This is a genomic window from Streptococcus troglodytae (assembly GCF_002355215.1).
GTDB lineage: Bacteria > Bacillota > Bacilli > Lactobacillales > Streptococcaceae > Streptococcus > Streptococcus troglodytae.
In genome coordinates this window covers 194,273-219,076 of sequence record NZ_AP014612.1, presented here as the reverse complement: position 1 = coordinate 219,076, position 24,804 = coordinate 194,273, and the positions used below count along the sequence as shown (strand labels likewise).

Below are 24,804 nucleotides of genomic sequence, written 5' to 3'. Positions count from 1 at the left end.
CTAGTTTTTTTAATCATTTATCTAAATAACAATAGCAGAAAGCCGAGACCATTGTTAAGTGCATGAGTCCAAATACTGTATTCCAAATGTTTAAGTTTATAACAAATAAAAGCTAAAATAGTACCCATTCCCACATAAAGAACAAAACTACCAATATCACTTGGACCATGAAGTAAACCAAAAAGCAAAGCCCCAAGTCCAAAACCAAGTCCTTCAAAACGTTTGGAAAATAGTTGAGGAATAAGTCCCCTAAAGATAATTTCTTCTGTTAAAGGAGCGATAATAACAATAAACATGAACATCAGCAATAACGATGAATTGTTAAACATTTGAGTGATTGTCTCTTGATTATTGGTTGTTGTTTTTCCTTCATAAGTCAAAATGATACCAGCAATAATTTTGACAATAAAGAGAGCAACAAAACCCAAAGAAGCAATTCCCAATGTTTTCCAACTCAACCAATACTTGATTCCCGAACTAATTAACTTTCTCTTTCTAGCCAAAATATAAAAGCCAATAAGAACCATTAGCTGCAAAATCAAAATAACAATGGATTGCCATAATTCTAACTGATGTTGATTTCTCTGCCAAAGTGCCATCACAATACTTGGCAGTTGACTAATGATAAACAAACCAACAATAGAAATAACTGCTGCTGTTTTCTTTAAAATTGTTTTCATATTTCTCCTTTTTCTTTATATAATTAATTCTAATAATTAGCATCTTTCACATCACAATAAGCGATTGAAGAACACTCTAAGTAAAATGCCACAGATGATTGTCCCATAAAGAAGAATCATCAGAGTAATCAGATAGCTGAAAGCAATATGCCAAAAAGCATATAAAACAACTAAAGCTACCATCAACAACATTAAAATAGCCAAAGTTAACTGTGCTGTCAAACTACGGATTCGTTTATTACGCTCATCATAAGCTGCTATGTAATAGTGTGTCAATGTCTTATCAGTTGCAACCCTTGCAAGAACTATGACTCCCAATAGGTTCATACAAATGCTAATTCCTATTAAAAATCCCGCTGCAAAATCTGACATTGATACACTTAAAGATAAAACCAGCAGTAAACCACCAATACATATCAGACAGCTGCCGATTGCCTGCTGTGATTTTTTATATTCTTCCTTACTTTTTTCTTCCTTAAATTGCTAAACATTGTTAACAGCCTCCTATTTTTCATTTTCAAAGATAAAGACATCTTCAATGGCTTTACCAAAATACTTGGCAATCTTATGTGCTAATCCCAAAGAAGCATTATAGCGCCCCTTTTCCAAGGAAATAATGGTTTGCCGAGTCACACTGAGAGCATCTGCTAATTCCGATTGACTCAACTTATTAACCTTTCGTAATTCTTGAATTCTCGTCTGCATCATTGTCCTCCAAGAAAGTTTAATGGGCTTTATAAAATCTAACTTAAAGTTTGACTAACTTTGTCTGATTTTTTCCAGAGCCCTATTGAATAGACCCATAAAAGAGATAAACCGATACTCGCTCCTGCTAAAAGCTTGTACAAAAATCTAAATAGCACTTGTATAATTGTTACGACAATAAATAAGCCAACTAATGGCAGTGTTAATTAACTATTTGACTAAGGTTGTACTGAAATATTCTTGACTAGATATCTTTTTAATGATCATAGCATATCTTATCCCCCATAATTACTATTTTAGGAACGATGTTAAATCTCCTTTACATTTATAGTATAGTTTACTTTACATATTTTATCAAGCTTATTTTACATTTTTTATAAAATTTAATTTAAGTCTTGTCAAAAAAACCTTTTGATCTTCTGGACAATGATGAGTATTCACTATTGTACCACATACAAAGCGAGATGGACTAAAATCGTCAATCAAAAAGCTGACCAAATACTCAGTCAACTTTTCTGGTCTTATCATATTAAAATTGATAACTTATTTAGTTTTCAAACGCTCGACATCACGTGCAATAACAAGCTCTTCATCAGTGGGAATCACCAAAACTTTAACTTTAGCGGCATTCGATGATATGACCCCGTAAACTGGGCGCTTTTCGTTCTTTTCGGCAACGATATCAGCTCCAAGCCAATCAAAGTGTTTCATAATTTCGCTTCGAATATGAGCATCATTTTCACCAATACCCGCCGTAAAGACAATAGCATCAACTCCATTCATCACAGCAGCGTAAGCACCAATATGCTTAATAATACGGTCAATGAACATGTTATAAGCCAAGGCAGCATCCTTATTACCAGCTGCTGTAGCCGCCTCAATTTCCCGCATATCATTTGATAACTCGGAAATCCCCAGCAAACCTGACTCATTATTGAAAATACGGCGAATATCTCCTGGCGTTTTAAAATCTTCTGTATTATCCATTAAATAAGGAATAACAGCTGGATCAAGATCTCCCGTTCGTGTTCCCATCATCACACCACCAAGTGGTGTAAAGCCCATTGACGTATCAACTGATTTTCCGCCATCAACTGCTGTAAGAGAAACCCCGTTTCCCATATGAACCGTAATCAATTTAAGTTCTTCAATCGGTTTTTCTAATATCTTGGCTGCTTCATGAGCAACATAATAATGGCTAGTCCCATGAGCTCCATATTTACGAACCTGATTTTCTGTAAAATACTTATTCGGCAATGGATAGCGGTAGGCAACCTCCGGCATCGTAGTGTGGAAAGCAGTATCAAAGACAACGACACTGGTAATATCTGGTAGAATTTTCTTAAATGCTCGAATCCCTGCAGCATTTGCTTTATTATGCAAGGGCGCTAAGAGTGCTAACTCTTCAACCTTTTTAATGACTTCTTCACTATCAACTAAAACGGATTCATTAAAGTAAGTTCCACCAGCAACTACACGGTGCCCTACACCTGTGATTTCATCATACGATTTAATAATATCCAAATGGATTAAATCATCTAAGAGAATTTTCACTGCTGCAGTATGGTCTTTAATAGCTAAGGTTTCTGAAGCTTCTTGACCATTAAATTTTACAGTAGAAATAGCATCATCCTTGCCAATACGCTCAATTAACCCCTTTGCAAGTACTTTTTCTTCAGGCATCAAGTATAGCTGCCATTTAAGGCTAGAAGAACCTGCATTAATTGAAATAGTTTTTGACATAATATACCTCTCATGAAATCGTTTACGATAATACAAAGTTATTATAACAAATTATCTCTTAAAAGACATTATCTTCCTTCCACTTTTTAAAATTTTTCATAAATCGTCTTAAAACTTCGGGGTCTTGTAAATCTGTCAAAGGATAGACAAAACTTTCCAAACTTTGTTGCGATTGTTTCGTTAAGACAAAGATTGACTTTATATTAGTTTTCTGATTAAAAATTGCCTCAGGTAAAGAAATAACGGCTAAAATAGTTACATTGTTCTGTAACCATTTTTTAAGCAGAGGACTCTGCTCACTAGTTAAAAGATCCACTGGCGCTAAAAAAATAGCAAGCCCCTCTTTTTTTAAATACTTAAGCGATTGTTCCATCAAAAGATGATGCGCATAAGTATGTCCTAACTTGGCTGCGACCTGATAACGCTGAGCAATTTTATCATTGGGATAAAAACCAACTGGCAGATCACTGATAATGACATCACTTTCTTTTAAAATCTGTGGCCGCACTGCATCTTCCTGAACAAAATGCACAGAAGAATCCAATACATCGGCAATACTTGCTGATAAATCAATTAACAGATCGTCAACCTCAATCCCCATATAATCAATGCTTTTTGAACTGTTATTCACAATAGTCTCTGCAAGATTTCCTGTCCCAGAACCAATTTCAATGATGTCTAACTGACTCTTATTTGTTAAACCTTCCAATAAATAAAGAATAATAAAGCCAATGCTATCTGGTGTAAACTGGTGATTTGACTGTAATTGCTGACTTTGAGTAGCCTTAATAAAATAAATTGAAAGCTACGACGCCACTCCTCTTTACTTAGATTAAGCTGACGCAGTTTATTATTATTTTCTTTAATAAAATCATCAGCACCTTCAGCACCTAGATAGCAAGCATTTTGCTCAATTAAGGCATCATAAAGGTGAGTATGAAGTTGAGTTTCCAGCTTTTGGCAATTGTCTAACAGTAAGTTATAGGCTGCTTCTATTTTTTCAAAATCCATGATTTCCTCCACGATTATCATATCAAAAATGACTTAAAGTCGCAAAGGCAGTAACTATTTTTGCAAATGACGTTTTTCTATAGATTCAGTAAAAGTTTTATTAGCCACACTAAATTTTCTTTTTTCCTTATTTTCTGTTACACAGTTAAAACGATATTGGTAGGACTGACCATCTGTCAAATGGACTTTTATCAGAAGTTCCCCTTCCTGTTTATGATAACTAGACCTTCCGTGATTAAAAATCAACTGCCCAGAGTTGTCTTTGGCCAAATCTTGAGTTAGATCTGCTATAAGATAAGCTTTACTGGCCGATAATTGTGCCTGATTTTGTCTCTCAGTTGCTATAACACGATTAAGATAAAACTGTAAGAAAAGACTAAAAATTGCTGACATAAACAGAGCATATAGAAGTACACCTGCTTTAATTTTTTTCATGAAAAGCATAAACAAAAGTCCTCTCTAAACCATCTTTGAAAGTAACGTCTAATTTAATAATTTTTCCTGATTGACTAAAATTAGCAGCTTTGATCCCCATCAACATAGGCTGATAACCACGTCCATCACTGTTAGTTTTTCTAAAATCACTTACTTTTGATTTACCAAATGCTAAACTTTGATTATTTTTTTGAATATAAAGCTTATTGCTATCTAATTTTTGCAAAGTCGTTCCTTCAAGTTCAGACCGAAATTGCTGACAAAAAAGTAACCAAGCATCCTCTTGATTTTCTGATAAATAATGAATATTACTACTAATAGCTTTAGTTAGACCATTATAAACAGATACACTACCAGCAATTACAAGCAAAGCAAGAAGACACTCTAAAAGTGTGAAAGCTTTCAATTTACTTTTTAACAAGATTGATAACCTCCTCATGATCATGATAAACTATAGTTTCTCCTTGATTTTTAATAACTGTAACACTGACGCCATTGAAACTTAAATGATCTTGCTGAGTTTGAAGAGCCATTATTGCTAAATTCAATATTTCCTGTTTTTGTATATTTTTAGCTGTCCTTTCCTGATGATGACTCAACTGAGTAAGAATTAAAGTTGTGATGGCTACGAAAAGCCCCAAAGCAACTAAACTTTCTAGAAGAATATAAGCTTTAACTTTCTGTTTTTTTATACTGACCACTTCCTATATATAATTGATAAGTAACTCTTTTTTCATCAGATGTTTGAAAAACAAGTTTTTCTAAAGAAGAATTTCCTCCTGCCTGATCAAAGTGCAAAGTTTCATTCCTCTCTAGTTTAACATTCTTAGGGATTTTAAGTCTTTCAACACCATTTGAGATATATTCGCTTTTTAATATTAAAGTCATATCTTGTCTTTGATAAACACTAAGTTTTTGCGTGTCACGGTAAAGATGTTCAAAAGAAAGAAAAAAGAGACGCTCTTCTACTTTGGCAAACGTTTGAATTATACCACCTGAAAAGCTTAAAATCAAAAAACTAGTAATTGCCAAAGTCACTAAACTTTCTATAAGCGTAAAAGCTTTAATTCGCGACATGCCGTGTTTTACTTGGGTGTTTTGCATAGTAATCCTTGTATGAATTTGCCTGTTCTTGTGTAATATCACCACTAGCTACTAATTTAGAAAGAGTAGCAGAATCGGTTTTATTAAGTTCATAAAGCTCAGCCTGACTTTCTACAACTTTAACCACGGCAGAACCGCCAGTATCTTTGACCTTATCTTTTTGCTTAGTTAAATTAGGAACAAACAATAGTAAAAGAATACTAATAATGAGAAGGACTACTAACATTTCAATAAGCGTAAAAGCTCGTACACAGACTCTCTTGATCTTTTTCATTATAAATTAACCTCCATATTCTGATAAATTGGCAAAAGCATGGCTGCATAAATCATAACAATAACAATAGCTACAAAAACAAAGATGAGTGGCTGAACAAACTGTGTTGCTTTTTTTAACTTCGCAAAAAAGTGTTCCCATGTTTCCTCAGCATAAATTTCCAATTCATTTCCCAATTTTGACTTTACTTCTCCATATTCAATCATAAGACTGAGTTCTTTTAAAAAGAAAGGATAATCTAAAACTTTTTGATGAAACTCTTGACCTGATAGCAAGGCCTTCTCCATATCATAGCCAATTTCTCTAAAAAGCTGTGACTTTTGATCTTGCATCAATCTAACTATCTGAGCCATTTCTACTCCTTGCCCAATAAGATTACCCCATTCACGCGCATAATAAGCTGTTAAATAAAGTTGCAAATACTTACCAGCAAAAGGCAAATGGCTGCAAAAACCAATTAAATGCAGACGACTGAGTTTTCGTGAAAAGAAAGCAAAAATACCAACTAGCAAAATAAAAAAGCAACAGCCCAGCAAGAAAAGTGTTGGAAAATTAGAAATCAACCGAGTTGCAAAATTCCCTTTTTCAAGTTGTGGTAATAAATAATTCTTTAATCCCAACATAATAACGACAAGAAAAATCAATAAAATGATTGGATAAGTGATAACCTCAACTAATTTCTTTTTAACAAGTATCAGGTTATTTAGATAGGATTCAATCTTTAAAAGACTTTTTTGAGTGTTTCCATGAATTTCAGAAAGTGCTAATTGAGTAACAACATCATCTGAGAATCCCAAAGAACTCATTATTTCAGCCAAATGCAGACCACTCAACAACCCTTGGCGCATTTTCTTTGTGTATACTTCTGCTAACAAGTGACTTCGTTCTAAAAAATCTATAATTTCTGTTAAATTAAAACCACTAGTAAAGAGATTATTAAAAAGCTGAATAACTTTTCTTTGCTTTTTAATCTTCAATTTCTTCTGCTTGTGCTTCTCCTTCAGTAATATATCCTGCTGTAAAAAGGTCATAAATTTGTTTGTTCCACTTTTTTGCTGAGTGGTTTTGATAATCCCCTTTGGCAAAGTCAATAATCCCTCCTCCTCCTATTAAACGTTGATAGACAATACCACGCAAAGCATTTTTTAATTCTTCTGAACTAGTACCCAATTCTAACATCCTAGCATAAACACCTGGAATACTTTTAGCATGGATAGTTGAGAATACCATTGCCCCTGTTAGACTAGCTCTGATAACAGCCCTTGCGGTTTCTTTATCTCGAATTTCCCCAATAATCAAAATATCCGGACGATGCCTCAGAGATAATTTAATTAAATTATCATAAGTCATATCAATGCTTTCATTAAGCTGCAGTTGTAACATATTATCTTGCTTAATTTCCACAGGATCTTCAATGGTAATTACCTGTTTGGTCTCAAATTTTAGTTTTACCAATTGATACATCAAACTTGTTTTGCCACTTCCAACTGGACCTGAAAAAGGTAAAGCCCTCGCCCCTTGATTTCATTTAAAATCAAATCCATACTGTTAAACCAGAATTTTAAATCGTGACGTCCAGAAAAAGTAAGCGAATAACCAAACTTTCATAACCGCGATAATCTCCTACACTTGATAACCTTAATGAAATAACCTTCCCTTCATCATAAGAATAGTCACAAGAGCCCAGCTGACTTCGTCTTTTCTCACCTACATTCATTCCTGCAACAAATTTAAAGTGACTAATAAGATTAGCCATGAAATGATGGTCATAAACATCAATAAACCTCCTTTCATTTCCTATTCTCATATAAAGCTCATAAGATTCTTTTTTAGGAATAATATAGATATCCTGTGCTTTATTTTGAACAGCTTTTGCAATGATTTTTCTACCTAATTTTTGAACCATAAAACCTCCCATCTTATCTATTCGAAAAAGTCAAGAGAAATTAAGTCTTTTATTTATTTTGAATAAAAAGAAAAAACTGAGAACGAATCTCAGCCTAAAACGATATACAAATACTGAATTAACTTTTCTAATTTTGTCCTTGTTCATTCTTTTGCTTAATAAAACATTTGGGACGAAAAGGGGTATCATTTCGTTTAGTAAATGCTGGTCGAAACCAAGAGCTAGGGATTTCCTGCCAGTCTGTTAAAAGCGCAAGAGAATGATACCGCTGTACATAGTCACCACATTCTTCACACCAATGTTGATCTTGTTTATTCCAAAAAGCTGTCATAATATCGCCATGACTATTAAAGTTGGAATAACGGCGACGTAATTTTACCCATTCTTTTTGGTAACACTGCAAAGCTTCATGATAATTGTCAAATTCAAGGACCTTGATAATATCTTCTTTCCAATCATCCAAAAACCACCACGGCTCCATAGCCCCATACATTCTGATTACTTGATACATAGTTTTATTTCCTTATTGCTTTTATTATATAGGAAAATTCTCATTTTTTAAAAAATTTTGCTCGTTTATGAGAAAAATAAGAAAAAGCATACCTATCTTTTTAAGAGATAAGTATACTTTTAAATAGTTACTCTTCTACTGTGTCCTCTTGTTCTTCAGAATCTTCAATGACTTCAATTTCATTGACAGCCAATGGTTCAAGATTACGGTAACGCGCCATACCAGTACCAGCCGGAATGATCTTACCAATAATGACATTTTCTTTAAGCCCCAGAAGATGATCTTTCTTACCACGAATAGCTGCATCTGTAAGCACACGTGTGGTTTCTTGGAAGGAAGCTGCAGATAAGAATGAATTTGTTTCAAGTGATGCCTTGGTAATTCCCATAAGAACTGGACGGCTTGTTGCAGGAATACCACCAGCAATAACAATATCTCTGTTGGCATCTGTAAAATCGGCAATATCCATAAGAATACCTGGAAGCAAACCTGTATCTCCCGGATCCATAACACGTACTTTGCGAAGCATTTGGCGTACCATTACTTCAACGTGTTTATCACCGATTTCTACCCCTTGACTGCGATAAACCTTTTGCACTTCTGCAAGAAGATAAGTTTCAACAGATAAGGTATCACGAACTTCAAGTAAATGCTTAGGTTGGATAGAACCTTCAGTCAGTGGTGCGCCACGATGAACTTCATCACCTACTTGAACTTTCATACGAGCAGTAAATGGTACTGTGTATTCTCCTTCACCTGTTGCTCCTTTGACATAAACCTTCTTCGTCCGAGTAGCAGCATCTTCTTCAATATCCGTTACTTGCCCTTTGACTTCTGTAATAACGGCTTCACCTTTTGGATTACGAGCTTCAAAGATTTCTTGAATACGAGGCAAACCTTGTGTGATATCAGCATTTGAAGCCACACCTCCCGTGTGGAAAGTACGCATGGTCAACTGTGTACCCGGTTCACCAATGGATTGAGCTGCAATTGTACCAACTGCTTCACCAACTTCGACAGCATCCCCAGTAGCAAGATTTATTCCATAACAGTGACGGCAAACGCCATGTCGCGTATTACATGTAAAGACAGAACGGATAGTCACTTCACTGACACCAGCTTCAGCAATATAATGGGCCATATCTTCTGTAATCAATGTATCAGGACTAGCGATAACTTCTCCGGTTTCAGGATGTCTTACCGATTTTTTAGTGTAACGGCCAACCAGACGTTCTTCAAGTGTTTCAGTAACTTCTTTACCATCAGTAATAGCTGTAATAGTAAGACCGCGATCTGTACCACAATCATCTTCGCGAATAATGACATCTTGAGCGACATCAACCAAACGGCGAGTTAGATAACCTGAATCGGCAGTCTTAAGGGCTGTATCAGTCATCCCTTTACGTGCTCCATGAGTTGAGAAGAACATTTCCAAAACAGATAGACCTTCACGGAAATTAGAAAGGATAGGCAATTCCATAATGCGTCCATTAGGAGCAGCCATCAGACCGCGCATACCAGCAAGCTGAGAGAAGTTGGAAATATTACCGCGAGCTCCTGAATCCATCATCATAACAATTGGATTCTTAGCATCCTGCGTTTCAACCAAACGTGCTTCCAATTGCTCCTTAGCATCACGCCATGTCGCTGTGACAGCTTCATAACGATCATCGTCAGTCATAAGGCCTCGGCGAAAGGCTTTTGAAATTTCTTCAACACGATGGTGAGCAGCATCAATAATCTCTTGTTTATTATCAATAACAGGAATATCAGCAATACCAACTGTCAAACCAGCTAAAGTTGAATGATAATAACCAAGATCCTTCAACCTATCAAGGAAAGCTGATGTTTCTGTTGTACGGAAACGTTTGAAGATTTCAGCAATAATATTTCCAAGATTTTTCTTTTTAAATGGAATATTTAAATCAAGATTTTTAATAGCTTTTTGGATATCGGAGCCCGGTGCTAAGAAATACTTATCAGGTGTTTTATCCGTCAGATTAGCATTGTTTGGTTCTTGAAGGTAAGGAAGATCTGCCGGCATAATATCATTAAAGAGAATCTTACCAACAGTCGTTATCATGATCTTATGCCGTTGTTCATTCGTCCATGGTTTATCAGGCATACTATCAACAGCAATACCTACACGACTGTGGAGATGAACATAACCATTGCGGTAGGCCATAACAGCTTCATCACGATCCTTAAAGACCATACCCTCGCCTTCACGATCAACACCTTCCATGGTCAAATAATAATTCCCAAGAACCATATCTTGAGATGGTGTAACAACAGGCTTTCCATCTTTAGGATTCAGAATGTGCTCTGCTGCCAACATGAGAAGACGGGCTTCTGCTTGCGCTTCTTCTGACAAAGGAACATGGATAGCCATTTGGTCACCATCAAAGTCGGCATTATAGGCTTCACAAGCAAGTGGATGAAGACGAAGTGCCTTACCGTCAATCAGAACTGGTTCGAAAGCCTGAATTCCCAAGCGGTGAAGCGTTGGGGCGCGGTTAAGCAGAACAGGGTGCTCTTTAATAACTTCCTCAAGAATATCCCAAATACGGTCATCTCCACGTTCAATTAATCGTTTAGCAGCTTTTACATTTTGGACAATATCCCGATCAACAATTTCACGCATCACAAATGGTTTGAAGAGTTCAATAGCCATTTCACGCGGTACACCACATTGGTACATTTTAAGCGTCGGACCAACAGCGATAACAGAGCGTCCTGAAAAGTCAACACGTTTACCCAGCAAGTTTTGACGGAAACGTCCTTGCTTCCCTTTTAACATTTGACTGAGAGATTTCAGAGGACGACTACCTGGTCCAGTAATTGGGCGACCACGACGGCCATTATCAATCAAAGCATCAACTGCTTCCTGCAGCATCCGTTTTTCATTTTGAACAATAATTCCCGGTGCATTAAGCTCCAAAAGGCGAGCCAAACGATTGTTCCGATTGATCACTCGACGATAAAGGTCATTAAGGTCAGATGTCGCAAAACGACCACCATCCAATTGCAACATTGGGCGAAGATCTGGTGGGATAACCGGTAAAATGTTTAATACCATCCATTCAGGTTTATTACCTGATTTTTGGAAGGCATCAAGCACATCTAAACGACGAATGGCCTTTACACGTTTTTGTCCTGAAGCTGTTTTTAATTCCTCTTTTAATTCAGCAATTTCAGCATCAAGATCTACCCGTTTAAGCAGATCCTGAATAGCTTCAGCTCCCATCTTAGCAATAAAAGAACCCGATCCATATTCTTGAAGTTTTTCGCGATACTCACGTTCTGTCAAAAGTGACTTCGCTTCAAGCGGTGTTTCCTTAGGATCAATAACTACATAGGCCGCAAAATAAATAACTTCTTCCAAGGCACGTGGACTCATATCAAGTGTTAAGCCCATGCGAGATGGAATTCCTTTAAAGTACCAAATGTGTGATACCGGAGCCTTTAACTCAATATGGCCCATACGTTCACGGCGAACTTTAGCGCGCGTTACTTCAACACCACAACGGTCACAAACAATCCCTTTATAACGAATACGTTTATATTTACCGCAGGCACATTCCCAGTCTTTAGTAGGCCCAAAAATGACTTCGTCAAAAAGACCTTCACGCTCTGGTTTCAGTGTACGGTAGTTGATTGTTTCAGGTTTTTTAACTTCACCATAGGACCAAGAACGGACTTTATTAGGCGAAGCTAATGTGATTTGCATACTTTTAAAACGATTTACGTCAACCACTAATTTTACCTTTCTTATAATTCTCATCAGCTAGACTGTTCCAAAAAATCATTTCAAATACAGCTAGCTTACCATAGTGTTTTAGTTTTCTTTTAATAAAAGTGTTAACACCTTAAAACAGTTTCTTAAGCTATTAATTGACACGATCAATAACGAAAATAAGACTTTCTCCATTAGTATCAAATGATAAATTAAGGTGGCACCAATCATAAAAGATAAACTAAGTTACTAAATCACTTATTTCTCATCACTGTTTGCAAATTCAGCAGCCTCAAGTGCTTGCTTTTCACGTGCCTTTTCAAGATCATCAACATGCATGACATCATCATCTTCGCCTTCATCAAGATCACGAAGGTCTACTTCTTTATCATCTTTATCAAGAACGCGCATGTCAAGCCCAAGTGACTGCAATTCTTTCACAAGTACACGGAATGATTCTGGCACCCCTGGTTTTGGAATTGGCTTACCTTTTGTAATAGCCTCATAAGCTTTAAGACGACCGGTGACATCATCTGATTTATAAGTTAAAATTTCTTGAAGAACGTTTGAGGCACCATAAGCTTCCAAAGCCCAAACTTCCATTTCTCCGAAACGTTGACCACCAAATTGAGCCTTACCACCAAGCGGCTGTTGAGTAATCGTTGAGTAAGGACCGACTGAACGTGCATGCAATTTATCATCAACCATGTGGTGAAGTTTAATCATATACATAACACCGACTGATACACGATTATCAAACGGCTCCCCTGTGCGACCATCATAAAGAACAGTTTTAGCATCGGAATCCATACCGGCTTCTTTGACTGTTTCCCAAAGATCGTCAGAAGTTGCTCCGTCAAAGACAGGCGTTGCAATATGAATGCCCAAATTACGGGCAGCCATGCCAAGATGGAGTTCCATAACTTGTCCAATGTTCATCCGTGATGGCACCCCAAGCGGATTAAGCATAATATCAACAGGTGTTCCATCTGGAAGATATGGCATGTCTTCCACTGGTACAATACGGGAAACGACACCCTTATTACCATGACGTCCGGCCATCTTATCTCCGACCTTGATTTTACGTTTTTGAGCGATATAAACACGAACCAGCATGTTAACACCTGATTGAAGTTCATCTCCATTAGCACGTGTAAAGATTTTCACATCACAAACAACACCGTCGCCACCATGTGGTACACGAAGAGAAGTATCACGAACTTCACGTGATTTATCACCAAAAATGGCATGCAAGAGGCGTTCTTCTGCAGAAAGATCTTTTTCTCCTTTAGGAGTTACTTTACCAACTAGAATATCACCTTCTTTAACCTCAGCACCAATGCGAATAATTCCCATTTCATCAAGGTCTTTCAGGGCATCTTCACCAACATTTGGAATTTCACGCGTAATTTCTTCAGGTCCAAGTTTTGTATCACGGGTTTCAGATTCAAATTCTTCTAAATGAACAGAAGTATAAACATCATCCTTGACAAGACGCTCACTCATGATAACAGCATCTTCAAAGTTGTAACCTTCCCAAGTCATGTAGGCAACTACTGGATTTTGCCCAAGAGCCATCTCACCTTTTTCCATAGAAGGACCATCTGCAATAAAGTCCCCCTTTTCAACACTATCGCCTACCCTAACAAGAGTGCGCTGATTATAGGCAGTTCCAGAGTTAGAACGACGGAATTTGGTAACATGATAAACATCTAGTGAGCCATCTTCACGGCGAACTTCAATCTTATCTGCATCGGAATAAACCACTTTTCCATCATGTTGAGCGATAATAGCGGCCCCAGAATCATGGGCTGCTTGATATTCCATACCAGTTCCAACAAAAGGTGCTTTAGGATCAATCAATGGCACAGCTTGACGCTGCATGTTAGCTCCCATGAGGGCACGGTTGGAGTCATCATTTTCAAGAAAAGGAATACATGCTGTCGCTACCGCAACTACCTGCTTAGGAGAAACATCCATATATTCAACAGAACTTGCTGGAAACTCTTGGTTATTCCCTTGATGACGTCCCATGACGATTTCTTCAGCAAAACTTCCATCTTCATTGAGTTTTGAGTTAGCCTGAGCTACAGTGAATTCATCTTCTTCATCAGCAGTAAGCCATTCAATTTCATTAGTTACTTTACCTGTCTCACGGTCAACTTTACGGTATGGCGTTTGGATAAATCCATATTTATTAAGATGACCATAGGAAGACAAGTTATTAATCAATCCAATGTTTGGTCCTTCAGGTGTTTCAATTGGACACATGCGACCATAATGCGTATAATGCACATCACGAACTTCATAACCAGCACGGTCACGTGTTAAACCACCGGGACCTAAAGCTGACAAACGGCGTTTATGAGACAATTCAGACAGTGGATTGTGTTGGTCCATAAACTGTGACAATTGAGAAGAACCAAAGAACTCTTTAATTGCCGCTGTTACAGGGCGAATGTTAATAATCTGTTGTGGTGTTAAGACTTCATTATCTTGAACGGACATACGTTCACGAACATTACGTTCCATACGTGCCAATCCAATACGGAATTGATTAGCCAGCAATTCACCAACAGCACGAATACGACGGTTGCCTAAATGGTCAATATCATCAACTTTACCTAGACCCTCAGCCAAGTTAAGGAAATAAGACATTTCAGCTAAAATATCGGCTGGTGTCAAGTGACGTACTTTGTCATCTGGACTGGCATTACCAATAACAGTAACCGTGCGGTCTGGATCATTTGGAGCCACAACTTTGAATTTTTGAAGAACAACAGGTTCTGTCAAAACAGCGTATTCATTTGGCGTATAAACAATTTTATTGAGATCTCCATCAAGATAATCTGCTATCGAATCAATTACACTGCGTGTCATTTCAGTCCCAGCTTCAACAAGAATTTCACCTGTTTCAGGATCTACCAAGTTTTCAGCAATGACTTGATTCAAAAGACGTGTTTTGACGTTTAATTTTTTATTAATCTTATAGCGACCAACAGCTGCTAAATCATAGCGGCGCGCATCAAAGAAACGGGCAATCAGAAGACTGCGTGAAGAATCTGCCGTCTTAGGTTCACCTGGACGAAGACGTTCATAAATTTCCTTGAGCGCTTCATCTGTACGAGAGTCATTAGGATTTTTATGAATATCTTTTTCAATGGTATTACGAACCAATTCGCTATCACCAAAGATATCAATAATCTCATCATCCCCGGAAAAACCGAGTGCACGAACCAGCGTCGTGAAAGGAATTTTACGAGTACGGTCAATACGAGTATAAGCAATATCCTTAGAGTCCGTTTCAAGCTCAAGCCAGGCACCGCGGTTAGGGATAACAGTTGAACCATAGCCAATTTTCCCATTTTTATCCACTTTATCATTAAAATAAACACCTGGTGAACGTACCAACTGAGAAACGATAATACGTTCAGCACCATTAATAATAAAAGTACCCATTTCAGTCATCAAGGGAAAATCACCAAAAAATACTTCTTGTGTCTTAATTTCACCTGTTTCTTTATTGATGAGACGGAAAGTAACAAAGATGGGGGCAGAATAATGTGCATCATGAGCACGTGCTTCTTCCAATGTATACTTAGGTTCTTTCAACTCATAACCCACAAACTCTAATTCCATAGTATCTGTGAAATTGGAAATTGGAAGCACATCTTCAAAAACTTCCTTAAGACCTGTATCCAAGAAATCTTTAAAAGAGTCCGTTTGGATTTCAATCAAATTTGGTAAATCAAGAACCTCTTTGATTCTTGAAAAACTACGACGCGTACGATGTTTCCCGTACTGAACTTCATGTCCTGCCAAGTTTTAGCTCCTTCTTCTTTCTAGATCTGCCAAGCAGATCGGTACATTAACAATTTGTCTTTTATGCATAATTTTTAGAATTTTTAAATATAGATTACATTTGTCTTTTTTTCTAAAATTAAGCATAAAAAGAGCAGCTAAATCGGACTTCATTAAAGCTTGATTTAACTGCTGTGAGCTTTGTTTGGACAATATTTCAACCAAAGCAAACGACAAATAATAATAAATTATACATTATATTGACTGATTTGTCAATATTTCTACTTACCTCCAATGCTGGCCCAAGCTTTTTGATAATCACTATCTGAACCGCCTATAGCAAATTTATAGACGGTATCTCCGGGACCGTTTTTCGCCCAATAGCTGGTCGTCGTCTCTCCACTAAGAGAAATATTCTTACCATTGACATTAACAGTAGCTGGTTTGAGACCGGTTGATTTTAAGACATCTGCTTTGATGACACTCGGATCTAGGCTAAAACGCTGATTTGTTCCCAAAATATTTGGATCTGCCTGATTAATGGCATTAACTAGATACGCCATATACTGAGCATTGTTATTATACCCTGACATCTTGTCTAACGAAGCATTGTTATCATGACCAGCCCAACCACCCAGTGTTGTTTTAGGAGTAGACAAGATTAACCAAACATCTGTATAGTCATCTGTTGTCCCTGTCTTTCCTGTCCATTCAGCTCCTGCAAGATCTGAATTAAGACCCTTCAATTTATCCTTGAAAGTCGTTGTTTTACCTGAACTAATTGGTCCCTTAAGCAAATCATTCAAAATACTGGCAGTGGCTTGCGAATAGACACGAACTGGTTTAGACTCATGCTGATAAATGACTTTCCCCTTGCTGTCTGTAATTTTATCAACCATGTACTGCTTTTGATAAATACCACCATTAGCAATCGTTTGATAACCATTGGTTTGTTGAGCTACTGTTGTCTCAACACCGCCGCCCAAGGGCAGGCTCTCAATAGAGTATTCAGGAATATTATAGCCCATTTTTTCCATATAGCCTGGAACATCAACACCCTTTTGCAATAACATTTGATAGGTCCAGTAGGCTGGGATATTCCAAGAAACATCCAGCGCTTCCTGCAGATTTACCATGGCTGTCCCTTCATCGCCCGCGTGCATAATCTTTTGGCCGCTTGAAAAAGTCGTTGGGTAGTTGGAAAGCATACTTGAACTTCCCATTAAGCCTTGATCAATAGCAGGACCGTAAGCTAATAAAGGCTTAATGCTGGAACCAGGAGATCTGGCAGTATCAAAGGCGTGATTATTCTGATTACTCTTATAATCACGGCCGCCGACAAAACCAAGAATAGCTCCAGTTGAATTATCCATAAGGACATTGCCAACTTCAACATTTCCCGTTCCATCATCAAGTGAACCACCATGTTGAGCTACTGCCATCTGCATAGCATTATAAACCATCTTATTAATCGTTGTAGCAATCGTATAGCCACCTAAACGTATCTCACGTAGAGCTTTTTCCTTGTAGGCTGCCTTAGTTTTATCATTTTTCAAATCCTGCGGAGAAACATGATCCCGTTTGATTAAATAATCATACATAATTTTCTGTGCTTCTTCAAAGACAGAATAGTATAAGTAATCATGAGAATCTGTTTGAGATGCTTGAGGTCTCTTAAAGTCTTTTTTAAGATCGTATTTTTTATAATTCTCATAATCTACCTTAGAAAGAACACCCGTACGATACATATTGTAAAGAACATTTTGAGAGCGTTTTAAACCATATTCCATATCCTTCTTAGTTTTAAACTTACCATCTGCTGTATAAGGTGAATATGCAATTGGACTCTGTGGCAATCCCGCTAAAAAGGCTGCTTGGGGTACTGTCAAATCTTTAGCAGCAACACCAAAAATCCCTTTAGCAGCTTCTTCAATACCAGCAATATTTTGTCCCCTGTTATTTCGCCCAAAAGGAGATACATTAAGATAGTTGGTTAAGATACTGTCCTTACCAATATAACGTTCAAGGGCAAGAGCATAAATGATTTCCTTGGTTTTACGCTTAAAGGTTGGATCGTCTCCCAAAACTTGCTGCTTCAGTAATTGCTGTGTCAAGGTAGAACCTCCGCTATTCTCACCTAAACCCAAAACAGAAGCAAGAGTGGCTCGAAAAACCGCCTTAGGCACTACACCCTTATGTGTTTTAAAATTTTCATCTTCTGTTGCAATGACAGCTTTTTTAACATTGTCTGAAATATTTCGGCTCTCAATAGGTGTTCTTAACAGATCGGTATCAATTGTTGAAATAATAGACTTATCTGAGTAAGTCATCTTAGAAATCCTAGTAAAAGTACTAACTTGATTGACCAGATTAGCCTTACTTGGAACTTTAACACTCTCAACTTGGCTTGCCAAATAACCAAAACCCATACCGATTCCCATAAAAGCAATCAAAAGGATAAGAATATAAGCAAAATCAGATAGTAATTTAAAAGTCCGCAAAAAAACAGAAGCAAAATCCAGATAATCTGCTCGTTTTAAAATTTTAAGATTAAATTTTGTTACATCAATTTTTTTAAAATACGGTTTTTTAATATTTCTTTTCAATTTAGTTTTTATCTTATTTAGCAGGGACATAGCAATACCTCAGTTTACATTATATCAAATTTATGATTTTTTAGTAGATGGTTTCCTTTCTTCTCGTAATTAAGATAATAAACTACTTAACCTTCTTCTAAGAGCTTGCATAGCCACCAGTGTTTTTGATATAATGTCCTGTAATGTTATAAGAATATGGAGAACTCTATGACTATTTTTGAAGAACTCAAAGCACGTGGCTTAGTCTTTCAAACCACTGACGAAGAAGCCCTTAAAAAATCATTAGATGACGGACAAGTTTCTTTTTACACAGGTTATGATCCAACAGCTGATAGCCTCCATTTGGGGCATCTCGTACCTATCCTTGTTATGAGACATTTACAATTGGCTGGACATAAACCTTACGCCCTTGTGGGCGGCGCAACAGGTCTCATCGGCGATCCCTCTTTTAAAGATGATGAACGCAGTCTACAAACTAAAGAAACAGTGGAAAATTGGGTACAAAGTATCCGTAATCAATTAGAACGTTTCATTGATTTTAAACACGGTGATAACAAGGCTCAGATGGTCAATAACTATGACTGGATGGGAAAGATAACTTTTATTGACTTTCTTCGTGATGTCGGTAAATACTTTACTGTTAATTACATGATGAGTAAAGAATCTGTCAAAAAACGCATTGAAACAGGTATTTCATACACCGAGTTCGCTTACCAGATTATGCAAGGATATGATTTTTACGTCCTTAATCAAGAACATGCTGTTACACTTCAAGTCGGGGGGTCTGATCAATGGGGAAATATGACCGCAGGAACTGAGTTAATTCGTCGAAAAGCCAATAAAACAGCCCATGTCATTACTGTCCCATTAATTACAGATGCAACTGGCAAAAAATTTGGTAAGTCTGAAGGAAATGCTGTCTGGCTTGATGCTGATAAAACATCTCCTTACGAAATGTATCAATTTTGGCTTAATGTCATGGATGCTGATGCCATTCGCTTTCTCAAGATTTTTACTTTCCTATCTCTAGATGAAATAGAAGACATCCGAGTCAAATTTGAAGCAGCACCTCACGAACGCTTCGCTCAAAAAATATTAGCAAAAGAAGTTGTAACTTTTGTTCATGGGCAAACAGCTTACCAAGAAGCTGTCAAAATTACCGAACAACTTTTTGCAGGTCATATCAAGAGCCTCTCTGCAAAAGAACTTAAACAAGGCCTTAGTAATGTTCCAAATTATGCTGTTAAGTCTAATGACAATCACAATATTGTTGAATTATTAGTGACGGCTGGTATCGTTAATTCTAAACGTCAGGCGCGTGAAGATCTTCAAAACGGGGCTATTTATATTAATGGGGAACGTATCCAAGATTTAACTTATAACTTATCTCAACAAGATAAAATTGACAATGAACTCACTGTTATTCGTCGTGGTAAGAAAAAATACTTTGTCTTAACTTATTAAAATAGGAGTGAGCTTGAAAAACTCCCAAAATAGTAAAAAGGCTAAAAACCAAGTTACAAAAAACCTTGATTTTTAGCCTTTTCTTTTGTCGCTAGTTACTTAATTTCGACTAGAAACTAACTTTTTCCCCAGCCTCAGCTTTTTATTTTCCAATCAATCTTTCACCAATCGCTCCATTAATCCAATAAAAACGAAAATCGTAATAAAAATCAAGGTAATTGTAGCACTAGCAGGTGTTTCTGCCAAATAAGAAATAATAATTCCAGAAACCATACCAATAAAGCCAATTAGAATCCCTAAAACAATAACAGTTTTGAAACTTTTTCCCAATCTCATCGCAATACTTGCTGGCAAAACCATAATAGTTGATACTAAAAGAGCTCCTGCTGCCGGAATTGTAAGGGAAATAGCAATTCCTGTCACAATATTGAATAAAACAGACATTAAACGAACTGGCAAACCATCCACAAAAGCAGTATCTTCATCAAAAGTCAAAATATACATTGGTCTGATAAAACAAATTGTCAAAATAAGAACAATAATCGCAATTATAAATAAGGCAATGACCTGTTCAGGACTGATGGTGATAATAGAACCAAAAAGATATTGTTCAAGACTGACATTGCTAGCATTCCCAGCTTTACTCATAACAATTAAAGATATAGCTAGTCCTAGTGACATCAAAATAGCAGTCGCAATTTCCATATAATGACGATAAACAGTCCGTAAATATTCAAGTATAACAGCTGCTAACGTGACGACTACAAGAGTTGTCCAAGTAGGAGAAATTCCTAATAATACACCAAAAGCAACACCTGCTAAAGAGACATGACTCAAGGTATCACTCATTAAACTCTGACGACGTAAAATCAAAAATAATCCTAAAATTGGTGCAAAAAAACTGATTGCAGCAACAGCCAATAAAGCACGTTGCATAAAGTCATAAGCCAAAATGCTATTTAACATTATTTTCTTCCTCTCTGTCTTTTTCATGCACATTAAAACAACGCCAGGGGAGATTTTGATTTCTGACTAAATGGATATTACGGTCTGCGTACGCTTTAACCTCTTCCGGATCATGTGTAATCATCAAAACTGCTTTATCATGCTCATGAGCACTATGATGCATGAGTTTATAAAAGGTTTCCGTCGTTCCTGCATCCATTCCCGTTGTCGGCTCATCCAAGACAAAAATATCAGGGTCACTAGCAAACATTCTAGCAATAACCGCACGCTGTTTTTGTCCGCCAGAAAGACTTCCGATAGGTTTTTGGCAATTTTCCCACATACCAACCGACTCTAGACTAACTTTTATATGCTCATCATCATGCTTTGTTAGCCTTCTAAACCAACCATTTCTCGGATAACGCCCTGATTTCACAAATTCATAGACTGTACTAGGAAAGCCTGCGTTAAAACTGGCAATTTGCTGAGGTAAATAAGCCAAACGTAATGCCTTGCCAGATACATTTTTTTTAGAAAAAATAACAGAGCCAATTTTAGGCTTGAGAATACCCAAAGTTGCTTTAATCAAAGTTGACTTTGCAGCTCCGTTTTCCCCAGTCAAAGTGACAAATTCGCCACTATCTAAATGATAGTTAACTCCCTCCAAAACAGGTTCTGCATCATACTGATAAGACAGATTTTCAACAGTAATGTATCTCACAATTATTCCTCTTCTAATTCCTTAGTTAAAGCCGTTAAAAAGCGACTAATCACAGACTTTTCCTTCTGAGAAAATCCTTGTGATAGACGATCATAAACGGATAACGTTGCAACATGGTGGTGCTCATGCTCTTTGGCGACTGGTTCTGCCAATTTCGTTAAACGAAAATAAGTGACCCTAGCATCTGTTTCATCCTTTGTTAATTCTAACATTTCTTGCCCAACAAGAGATTTCACGGCTTTTGTCACAGCAGCTTGACTAATATTTAACTCTTTAGCTAAATCAGAATTAGTTAAACTTTTTTCCTGTGATAATAACATAAGAATATGCTCTTGAGTATTAGTCAATTTAACATCACTCTGACAAGAGCCAATTAACAGTTCATGCTGATTTTCAGCTTTTAAAAGAATCTGATTGATCAAAGCATCAATTTGCTGTCCTAAAGTCATAAATACCCCTCCTTTTAATTAACCAGTTAATTATCTATCGTCTAATCTTATCATAAAAAAAAGAATCAAATAAATTGACTCTACTCATACGGTTAATCATGTTCATAAACAGAACTTCTTTCAATTCTAACTGGTCCATTTTCTTTTTGAATATTCTATCATTTTGATAGTCGCCTTAGCAGCAGTGCGAATCAAAGCTTGATTGCAACTCCCTCGATCTTTTTTTAAATCAGCTGATTTAAAATACTATGAAGGGTAAGAGGTATAAGCCATTATGCCAGTCTTACTTTTGCATAAGTTCCTATATACTTCTGCGTTAAATGTTACAGTAAACTTCCGGTCGCTATTTCTTGTTTAGGAAAATAATAGTTTAAATATCTCCCAAACCATTTGAGATAACAATAAGCTTGCCAAAATTAACCACATTCTAACTAACTTTGTGGGATGAACTGCCTACTTCAACCAGTGAACAATTTTTTACCCTTACCTTAAAAACAGAGGAGTGAAAAAATTCATTTTGAAAAAACCGCAGATCATGAGTTTCATTCGAAAAAATTTAAAGCAACGGTAGAGTATGATTTCAAAGTTCTCACAACAGTAAGCTTTAATAAATGATATCAGTTTCTATAACATTCTAACTTTATAAACTTCCTTACAAAAGCCTTTCATGCTATTAACAACACGATCCGCTCGTTTTTCTGTTCGACAGAGAGCAAAAACGGTTGGTCCACTTCCCGTCATTAAAGCAATATCCGCACCACACTTTATCATACGGCCTTTTATTTTTGAATAAAAGGTTTTTTAGCAATAGTAATATCTTCAAGAGAATTTCCCATAAATTGTAAGGCATTCTCATAAGAATCTGCTAAAAGTGCCTCTTTTAGAGCAGGAATATCAACTCGAGAAATTGTTGCCATATCAATTTCTTTAAAGATTGTTTTCGTTGAAATTCCAAAATCAGGTTTGACCAAGACCACCCAAGTTGACAAAGTAGTTGCTAAAGGTTCTACAATTTCACCTTTACCTGAAATTAAAGCACAGCCTGCTTCAATGCAATAAGGAACATCGCTTCCAATTTCAAAACCAACATCAATCAGTTCTTTTGTTGATAAATTAAGTTTCCACAAACAATTGAGAGCACGTAAAGTTGCAGCAGCATCACTGGACCCACCGCCTAAACCAGCACATATAGGTATCATTTTTTGGAGAGATATTTTGAGCCCCGTTGAGATATGATATCTCCTCTTTAGAAGATGAGCAGCTTTATAAACATCATTTTTTCGATTTAAAGGTAATTTGCAATTATTTGATTCTACAACTATCTTATCCTCAGCAATTTCTGTGATAGTCAAATAATCATTTAAATCAACACTGGCCATAATCATTGACAATTCGTGAAAACCATCTTGATATTTTCCAGCAATATCAAGTCCAAGATTGATTTTAGCCGGAGCTTTTTCAATAATTTCCATAATATGCCTTCCCTGAAAACTGTTAAACACATTATATCAAAAAGTTTGACGATATGGCGTGTTAAACCAATAATTTATAATAACTTTTCTTAATTTTCAACCAAAAAGAATGGTACAATCACATGTTCCATTCTTTCCCTTTCTAACTATTTCTCCTTAAAATCACTTAATTTTTTACGTAAATCTTTCAGCATACTTTGCCTTCCCAAAAAGTGCTCTCCTGCTACCAAGCGCTCAAACAGCTCTTGCTTTTCAGTACTCAGACCTTGTTTATATGCAAGCAAACTATCACGAAATAAAATATATTCATCCAATTGCATACCACCACTTGACAAACAGTGTTCAATCTCACCGACTTCTTCATAAGACATTCTATTAAAACGGCGTTTCTGACTTTCTTGCTGACGTAAAACATCTTTAATGTAATTAGAAAAACGTGTTTTAAAATAGATATACAATTTTGTATCATCCTCTTCTAATTCTGGATGTTCCCTTAATAATTGGTGCAAAATCAACATTCCCTCTTGTTGCCAATCTTCACGAGTCCACATTTTAATAAAGTAATAACGACTTAATTTCCATACAATTGGCTTAACCTTATTAAAACAATTTCAAAATCTTCTTCCATCTATTACGATGACCTCCTTTTATAATAAAATTATTATAAAACGAAAAAGATTTTAAGAACAGGACATAAATGTCCCATTTCACTGGCTATTTGTTTATAACCTCTGACTAACAAAAATAGACATTATTGACAGAATATTAAAGTGAGGCCTTATTAAATAAACAGTTTCTTTTAAAACAAAACGTCACCTCACATTACAAACTAATAAGACACTTAAGCAGATCCTTTATTTTACACAAAAAAGTTTTGATAAGTAGATCCCCGTGGTCCTCATTAATTGAAATTGGACAAAATCCCTGAAACGTTCAACTCACAGATTGAAAATTAAGAAGATCAAAATTCAAGATAAAGCAGGGTATGCAGAACACGTCCAATTCGAGAACAATATCAACAAATCAAAGTTCACGAGAAACAAAAAATAATCGCAAATAACTCGCGCATACAATCATATTTTTACCTCCATGCACTTAACCAATTTGGACAATGCATTCATTTATTAAATATAACAAAACTCAAAGCTGCCTACACTATTAAACAATCATTCTAACAGTTTAAAGAGAAACCACTAGTCATTCTTTATATGCTATTCGATTCCACTCAATACAATTGATAATAAAACTAA

General features: G+C 36.4%; 17 protein-coding genes and 5 pseudogenes. 1 reads left to right on the top strand and 21 read right to left on the bottom strand.

Annotated elements, in window-relative coordinates; translation table 11 throughout:
- Positions 1 to 17 precede the first annotated feature (17 nt).
- The 16 genes and pseudogenes from SRT_RS01130 to pbp1b form a co-directional block, all read right to left on the bottom strand.
- Positions 18 to 680: a type II CAAX endopeptidase family protein gene (locus SRT_RS01130; protein ID WP_128832757.1), complete on the bottom strand. Its 663-nt coding sequence runs from the start codon at positions 678 to 680 to the stop codon at positions 18 to 20.
- A 51-nt stretch (positions 681 to 731) separates the two neighbouring features.
- Positions 732 to 1,171 (bottom strand): annotated as a pseudogene (locus SRT_RS01125) (hypothetical protein).
- Positions 1,172 to 1,184: 13 nt separating this feature from the next.
- A complete protein-coding gene (locus tag SRT_RS01120; protein WP_128834002.1) occupies positions 1,185 to 1,385 on the bottom strand; it encodes a helix-turn-helix transcriptional regulator in 201 nt (66 codons plus the stop codon).
- A gap of 543 nt (positions 1,386 to 1,928) precedes the next feature.
- Complete coding sequence (locus SRT_RS01115; protein WP_128832755.1) at positions 1,929 to 3,128, bottom strand: acetate kinase; 1,200 nt, start codon at positions 3,126 to 3,128, stop codon at positions 1,929 to 1,931.
- A 58-nt stretch (positions 3,129 to 3,186) separates the two neighbouring features.
- A pseudogene (locus tag SRT_RS01110) lies at positions 3,187 to 4,139 on the bottom strand (class I SAM-dependent methyltransferase).
- Positions 4,140 to 4,193: 54 nt separating this feature from the next.
- Positions 4,194 to 4,583, bottom strand: a complete 390-nt coding sequence (gene comGG / locus SRT_RS01105; protein ID WP_128832754.1) for a competence type IV pilus minor pilin ComGG — start codon at positions 4,581 to 4,583, stop codon at positions 4,194 to 4,196.
- Positions 4,561 to 4,995 carry a competence type IV pilus minor pilin ComGF gene (gene comGF / locus SRT_RS01100; protein ID WP_128832753.1) on the bottom strand — a complete coding sequence of 145 codons (435 nt, stop codon included), beginning with the start codon at positions 4,993 to 4,995 and terminating at the stop codon, positions 4,561 to 4,563. The genes comGG and comGF overlap by 23 nt, the downstream gene beginning before the upstream one ends.
- On the bottom strand, positions 4,982 to 5,275 hold the full coding sequence (comGE, locus tag SRT_RS01095; protein ID WP_128832752.1) for a competence type IV pilus minor pilin ComGE: 294 nt from the start codon (positions 5,273 to 5,275) through the stop codon (positions 4,982 to 4,984). The genes comGF and comGE overlap by 14 nt, the downstream gene beginning before the upstream one ends.
- The gene (comGD, locus tag SRT_RS01090) at positions 5,247 to 5,651 is read right to left on the bottom strand and encodes a competence type IV pilus minor pilin ComGD (RefSeq protein ID WP_161940061.1); all 405 of its coding nucleotides are present in this window, start codon (positions 5,649 to 5,651) and stop codon (positions 5,247 to 5,249) included. The genes comGE and comGD overlap by 29 nt, the downstream gene beginning before the upstream one ends.
- Complete coding sequence (gene comGC / locus SRT_RS01085; RefSeq protein WP_128832750.1) at positions 5,638 to 5,952, bottom strand: competence type IV pilus major pilin ComGC; 315 nt, start codon at positions 5,950 to 5,952, stop codon at positions 5,638 to 5,640. The genes comGD and comGC overlap by 14 nt, the downstream gene beginning before the upstream one ends.
- Positions 5,952 to 6,983: a competence type IV pilus assembly protein ComGB gene (gene comGB / locus SRT_RS01080; RefSeq protein WP_256376016.1), complete on the bottom strand. Its 1,032-nt coding sequence runs from the start codon at positions 6,981 to 6,983 to the stop codon at positions 5,952 to 5,954. Before comGB ends, comGC begins: the two co-directional genes overlap by 1 nt.
- A pseudogene (gene comGA / locus SRT_RS01075) lies at positions 6,919 to 7,858 on the bottom strand (competence type IV pilus ATPase ComGA). Before comGA ends, comGB begins: the two are co-directional and overlap by 65 nt.
- A 127-nt stretch (positions 7,859 to 7,985) precedes the next feature.
- A complete protein-coding gene (locus SRT_RS01070) occupies positions 7,986 to 8,369 on the bottom strand; it encodes a DUF1033 family protein (RefSeq protein ID WP_128832748.1) in 384 nt (127 codons plus the stop codon).
- A gap of 127 nt (positions 8,370 to 8,496) precedes the next feature.
- A complete protein-coding gene (rpoC, locus tag SRT_RS01065; protein ID WP_161940060.1) occupies positions 8,497 to 12,126 on the bottom strand; it encodes a DNA-directed RNA polymerase subunit beta' in 3,630 nt (1,209 codons plus the stop codon).
- A gap of 237 nt (positions 12,127 to 12,363) precedes the next feature.
- Positions 12,364 to 15,927, bottom strand: coding sequence for a DNA-directed RNA polymerase subunit beta (rpoB, locus tag SRT_RS01060; RefSeq protein WP_128832746.1), 3,564 nt, complete (start codon positions 15,925 to 15,927; stop codon positions 12,364 to 12,366).
- Positions 15,928 to 16,187: 260 nt separating this feature from the next.
- Entirely contained in the window at positions 16,188 to 18,542 is a 2,355-nt protein-coding gene (gene pbp1b / locus SRT_RS01055; protein WP_128832745.1) for a penicillin-binding protein PBP1B, read from the bottom strand.
- Positions 18,543 to 18,710: 168 nt separating this feature from the next.
- Here pbp1b and tyrS point away from each other — a divergent pair, with 168 nt between their 5' ends.
- Complete coding sequence (tyrS, locus tag SRT_RS01050) at positions 18,711 to 19,967, top strand: tyrosine--tRNA ligase (RefSeq protein ID WP_128832744.1); 1,257 nt, start codon at positions 18,711 to 18,713, stop codon at positions 19,965 to 19,967.
- 153 nt (positions 19,968 to 20,120) lie between these two features.
- Here tyrS and SRT_RS01045 read toward each other — a convergent pair whose 3' ends face one another.
- The 5 genes and pseudogenes from SRT_RS01045 to SRT_RS01025 all read right to left on the bottom strand — a co-directional run bounded on the left by SRT_RS01045 (position 20,121) and on the right by SRT_RS01025 (position 24,182).
- Entirely contained in the window at positions 20,121 to 20,933 is an 813-nt protein-coding gene (locus SRT_RS01045; RefSeq protein WP_128832743.1) for a metal ABC transporter permease, read from the bottom strand.
- Positions 20,923 to 21,633, bottom strand: a complete 711-nt coding sequence (locus SRT_RS01040) for a metal ABC transporter ATP-binding protein (RefSeq protein WP_128832742.1) — start codon at positions 21,631 to 21,633, stop codon at positions 20,923 to 20,925. Before SRT_RS01040 ends, SRT_RS01045 begins: the two co-directional genes overlap by 11 nt.
- Before the next feature lie 2 nt (positions 21,634 to 21,635).
- Positions 21,636 to 22,082, bottom strand: a complete 447-nt coding sequence (locus SRT_RS01035; protein WP_128832741.1) for a zinc-dependent MarR family transcriptional regulator — start codon at positions 22,080 to 22,082, stop codon at positions 21,636 to 21,638.
- Positions 22,083 to 22,706: 624 nt separating this feature from the next.
- Positions 22,707 to 23,554: pseudogene (gene ispE / locus SRT_RS01030) on the bottom strand (4-(cytidine 5'-diphospho)-2-C-methyl-D-erythritol kinase).
- 146 nt (positions 23,555 to 23,700) lie between these two features.
- A pseudogene (locus tag SRT_RS01025) lies at positions 23,701 to 24,182 on the bottom strand (sigma-70 RNA polymerase sigma factor region 4 domain-containing protein).
- Between the last annotated feature and the right edge of the window lie 622 nt (positions 24,183 to 24,804).

What these genes read in the sequence shown, in the direction of transcription:
- SRT_RS01130 (WP_128832757.1), bottom strand. Translation starts at nt 680, where the DNA reads ATGAAAACAATTTTAAAGAAAACAGCAGCAGTTATTTCTATTGTTGGT.
- SRT_RS01120 (WP_128834002.1), bottom strand. Translation starts at nt 1,385, where the DNA reads ATGCAGACGAGAATTCAAGAATTACGAAAGGTTAATAAGTTGAGTCAA.
- SRT_RS01115 (WP_128832755.1), bottom strand. Translation starts at nt 3,128, where the DNA reads ATGTCAAAAACTATTTCAATTAATGCAGGTTCTTCTAGCCTTAAATGG.
- comGG (WP_128832754.1), bottom strand. Translation starts at nt 4,583, where the DNA reads ATGCTTTTCATGAAAAAAATTAAAGCAGGTGTACTTCTATATGCTCTG.
- comGD (WP_161940061.1), bottom strand. Translation starts at nt 5,651, where the DNA reads ATGTCGCGAATTAAAGCTTTTACGCTTATAGAAAGTTTAGTGACTTTG.
- comGC (WP_128832750.1), bottom strand. Translation starts at nt 5,952, where the DNA reads ATGAAAAAGATCAAGAGAGTCTGTGTACGAGCTTTTACGCTTATTGAA.
- comGB (WP_256376016.1), bottom strand. Translation starts at nt 6,983, where the DNA reads ATGACCTTTTTACAGCAGGATATATTACTGAAGGAGAAGCACAAGCAG.
- SRT_RS01070 (WP_128832748.1), bottom strand. Translation starts at nt 8,369, where the DNA reads ATGTATCAAGTAATCAGAATGTATGGGGCTATGGAGCCGTGGTGGTTT.
- pbp1b (WP_128832745.1), bottom strand. Translation starts at nt 18,542, where the DNA reads ATGTCCCTGCTAAATAAGATAAAAACTAAATTGAAAAGAAATATTAAA.
- tyrS (WP_128832744.1), top strand. Translation starts at nt 18,711, where the DNA reads ATGACTATTTTTGAAGAACTCAAAGCACGTGGCTTAGTCTTTCAAACC.
- SRT_RS01045 (WP_128832743.1), bottom strand. Translation starts at nt 20,933, where the DNA reads ATGTTAAATAGCATTTTGGCTTATGACTTTATGCAACGTGCTTTATTG.
- SRT_RS01035 (WP_128832741.1), bottom strand. Translation starts at nt 22,082, where the DNA reads ATGACTTTAGGACAGCAAATTGATGCTTTGATCAATCAGATTCTTTTA.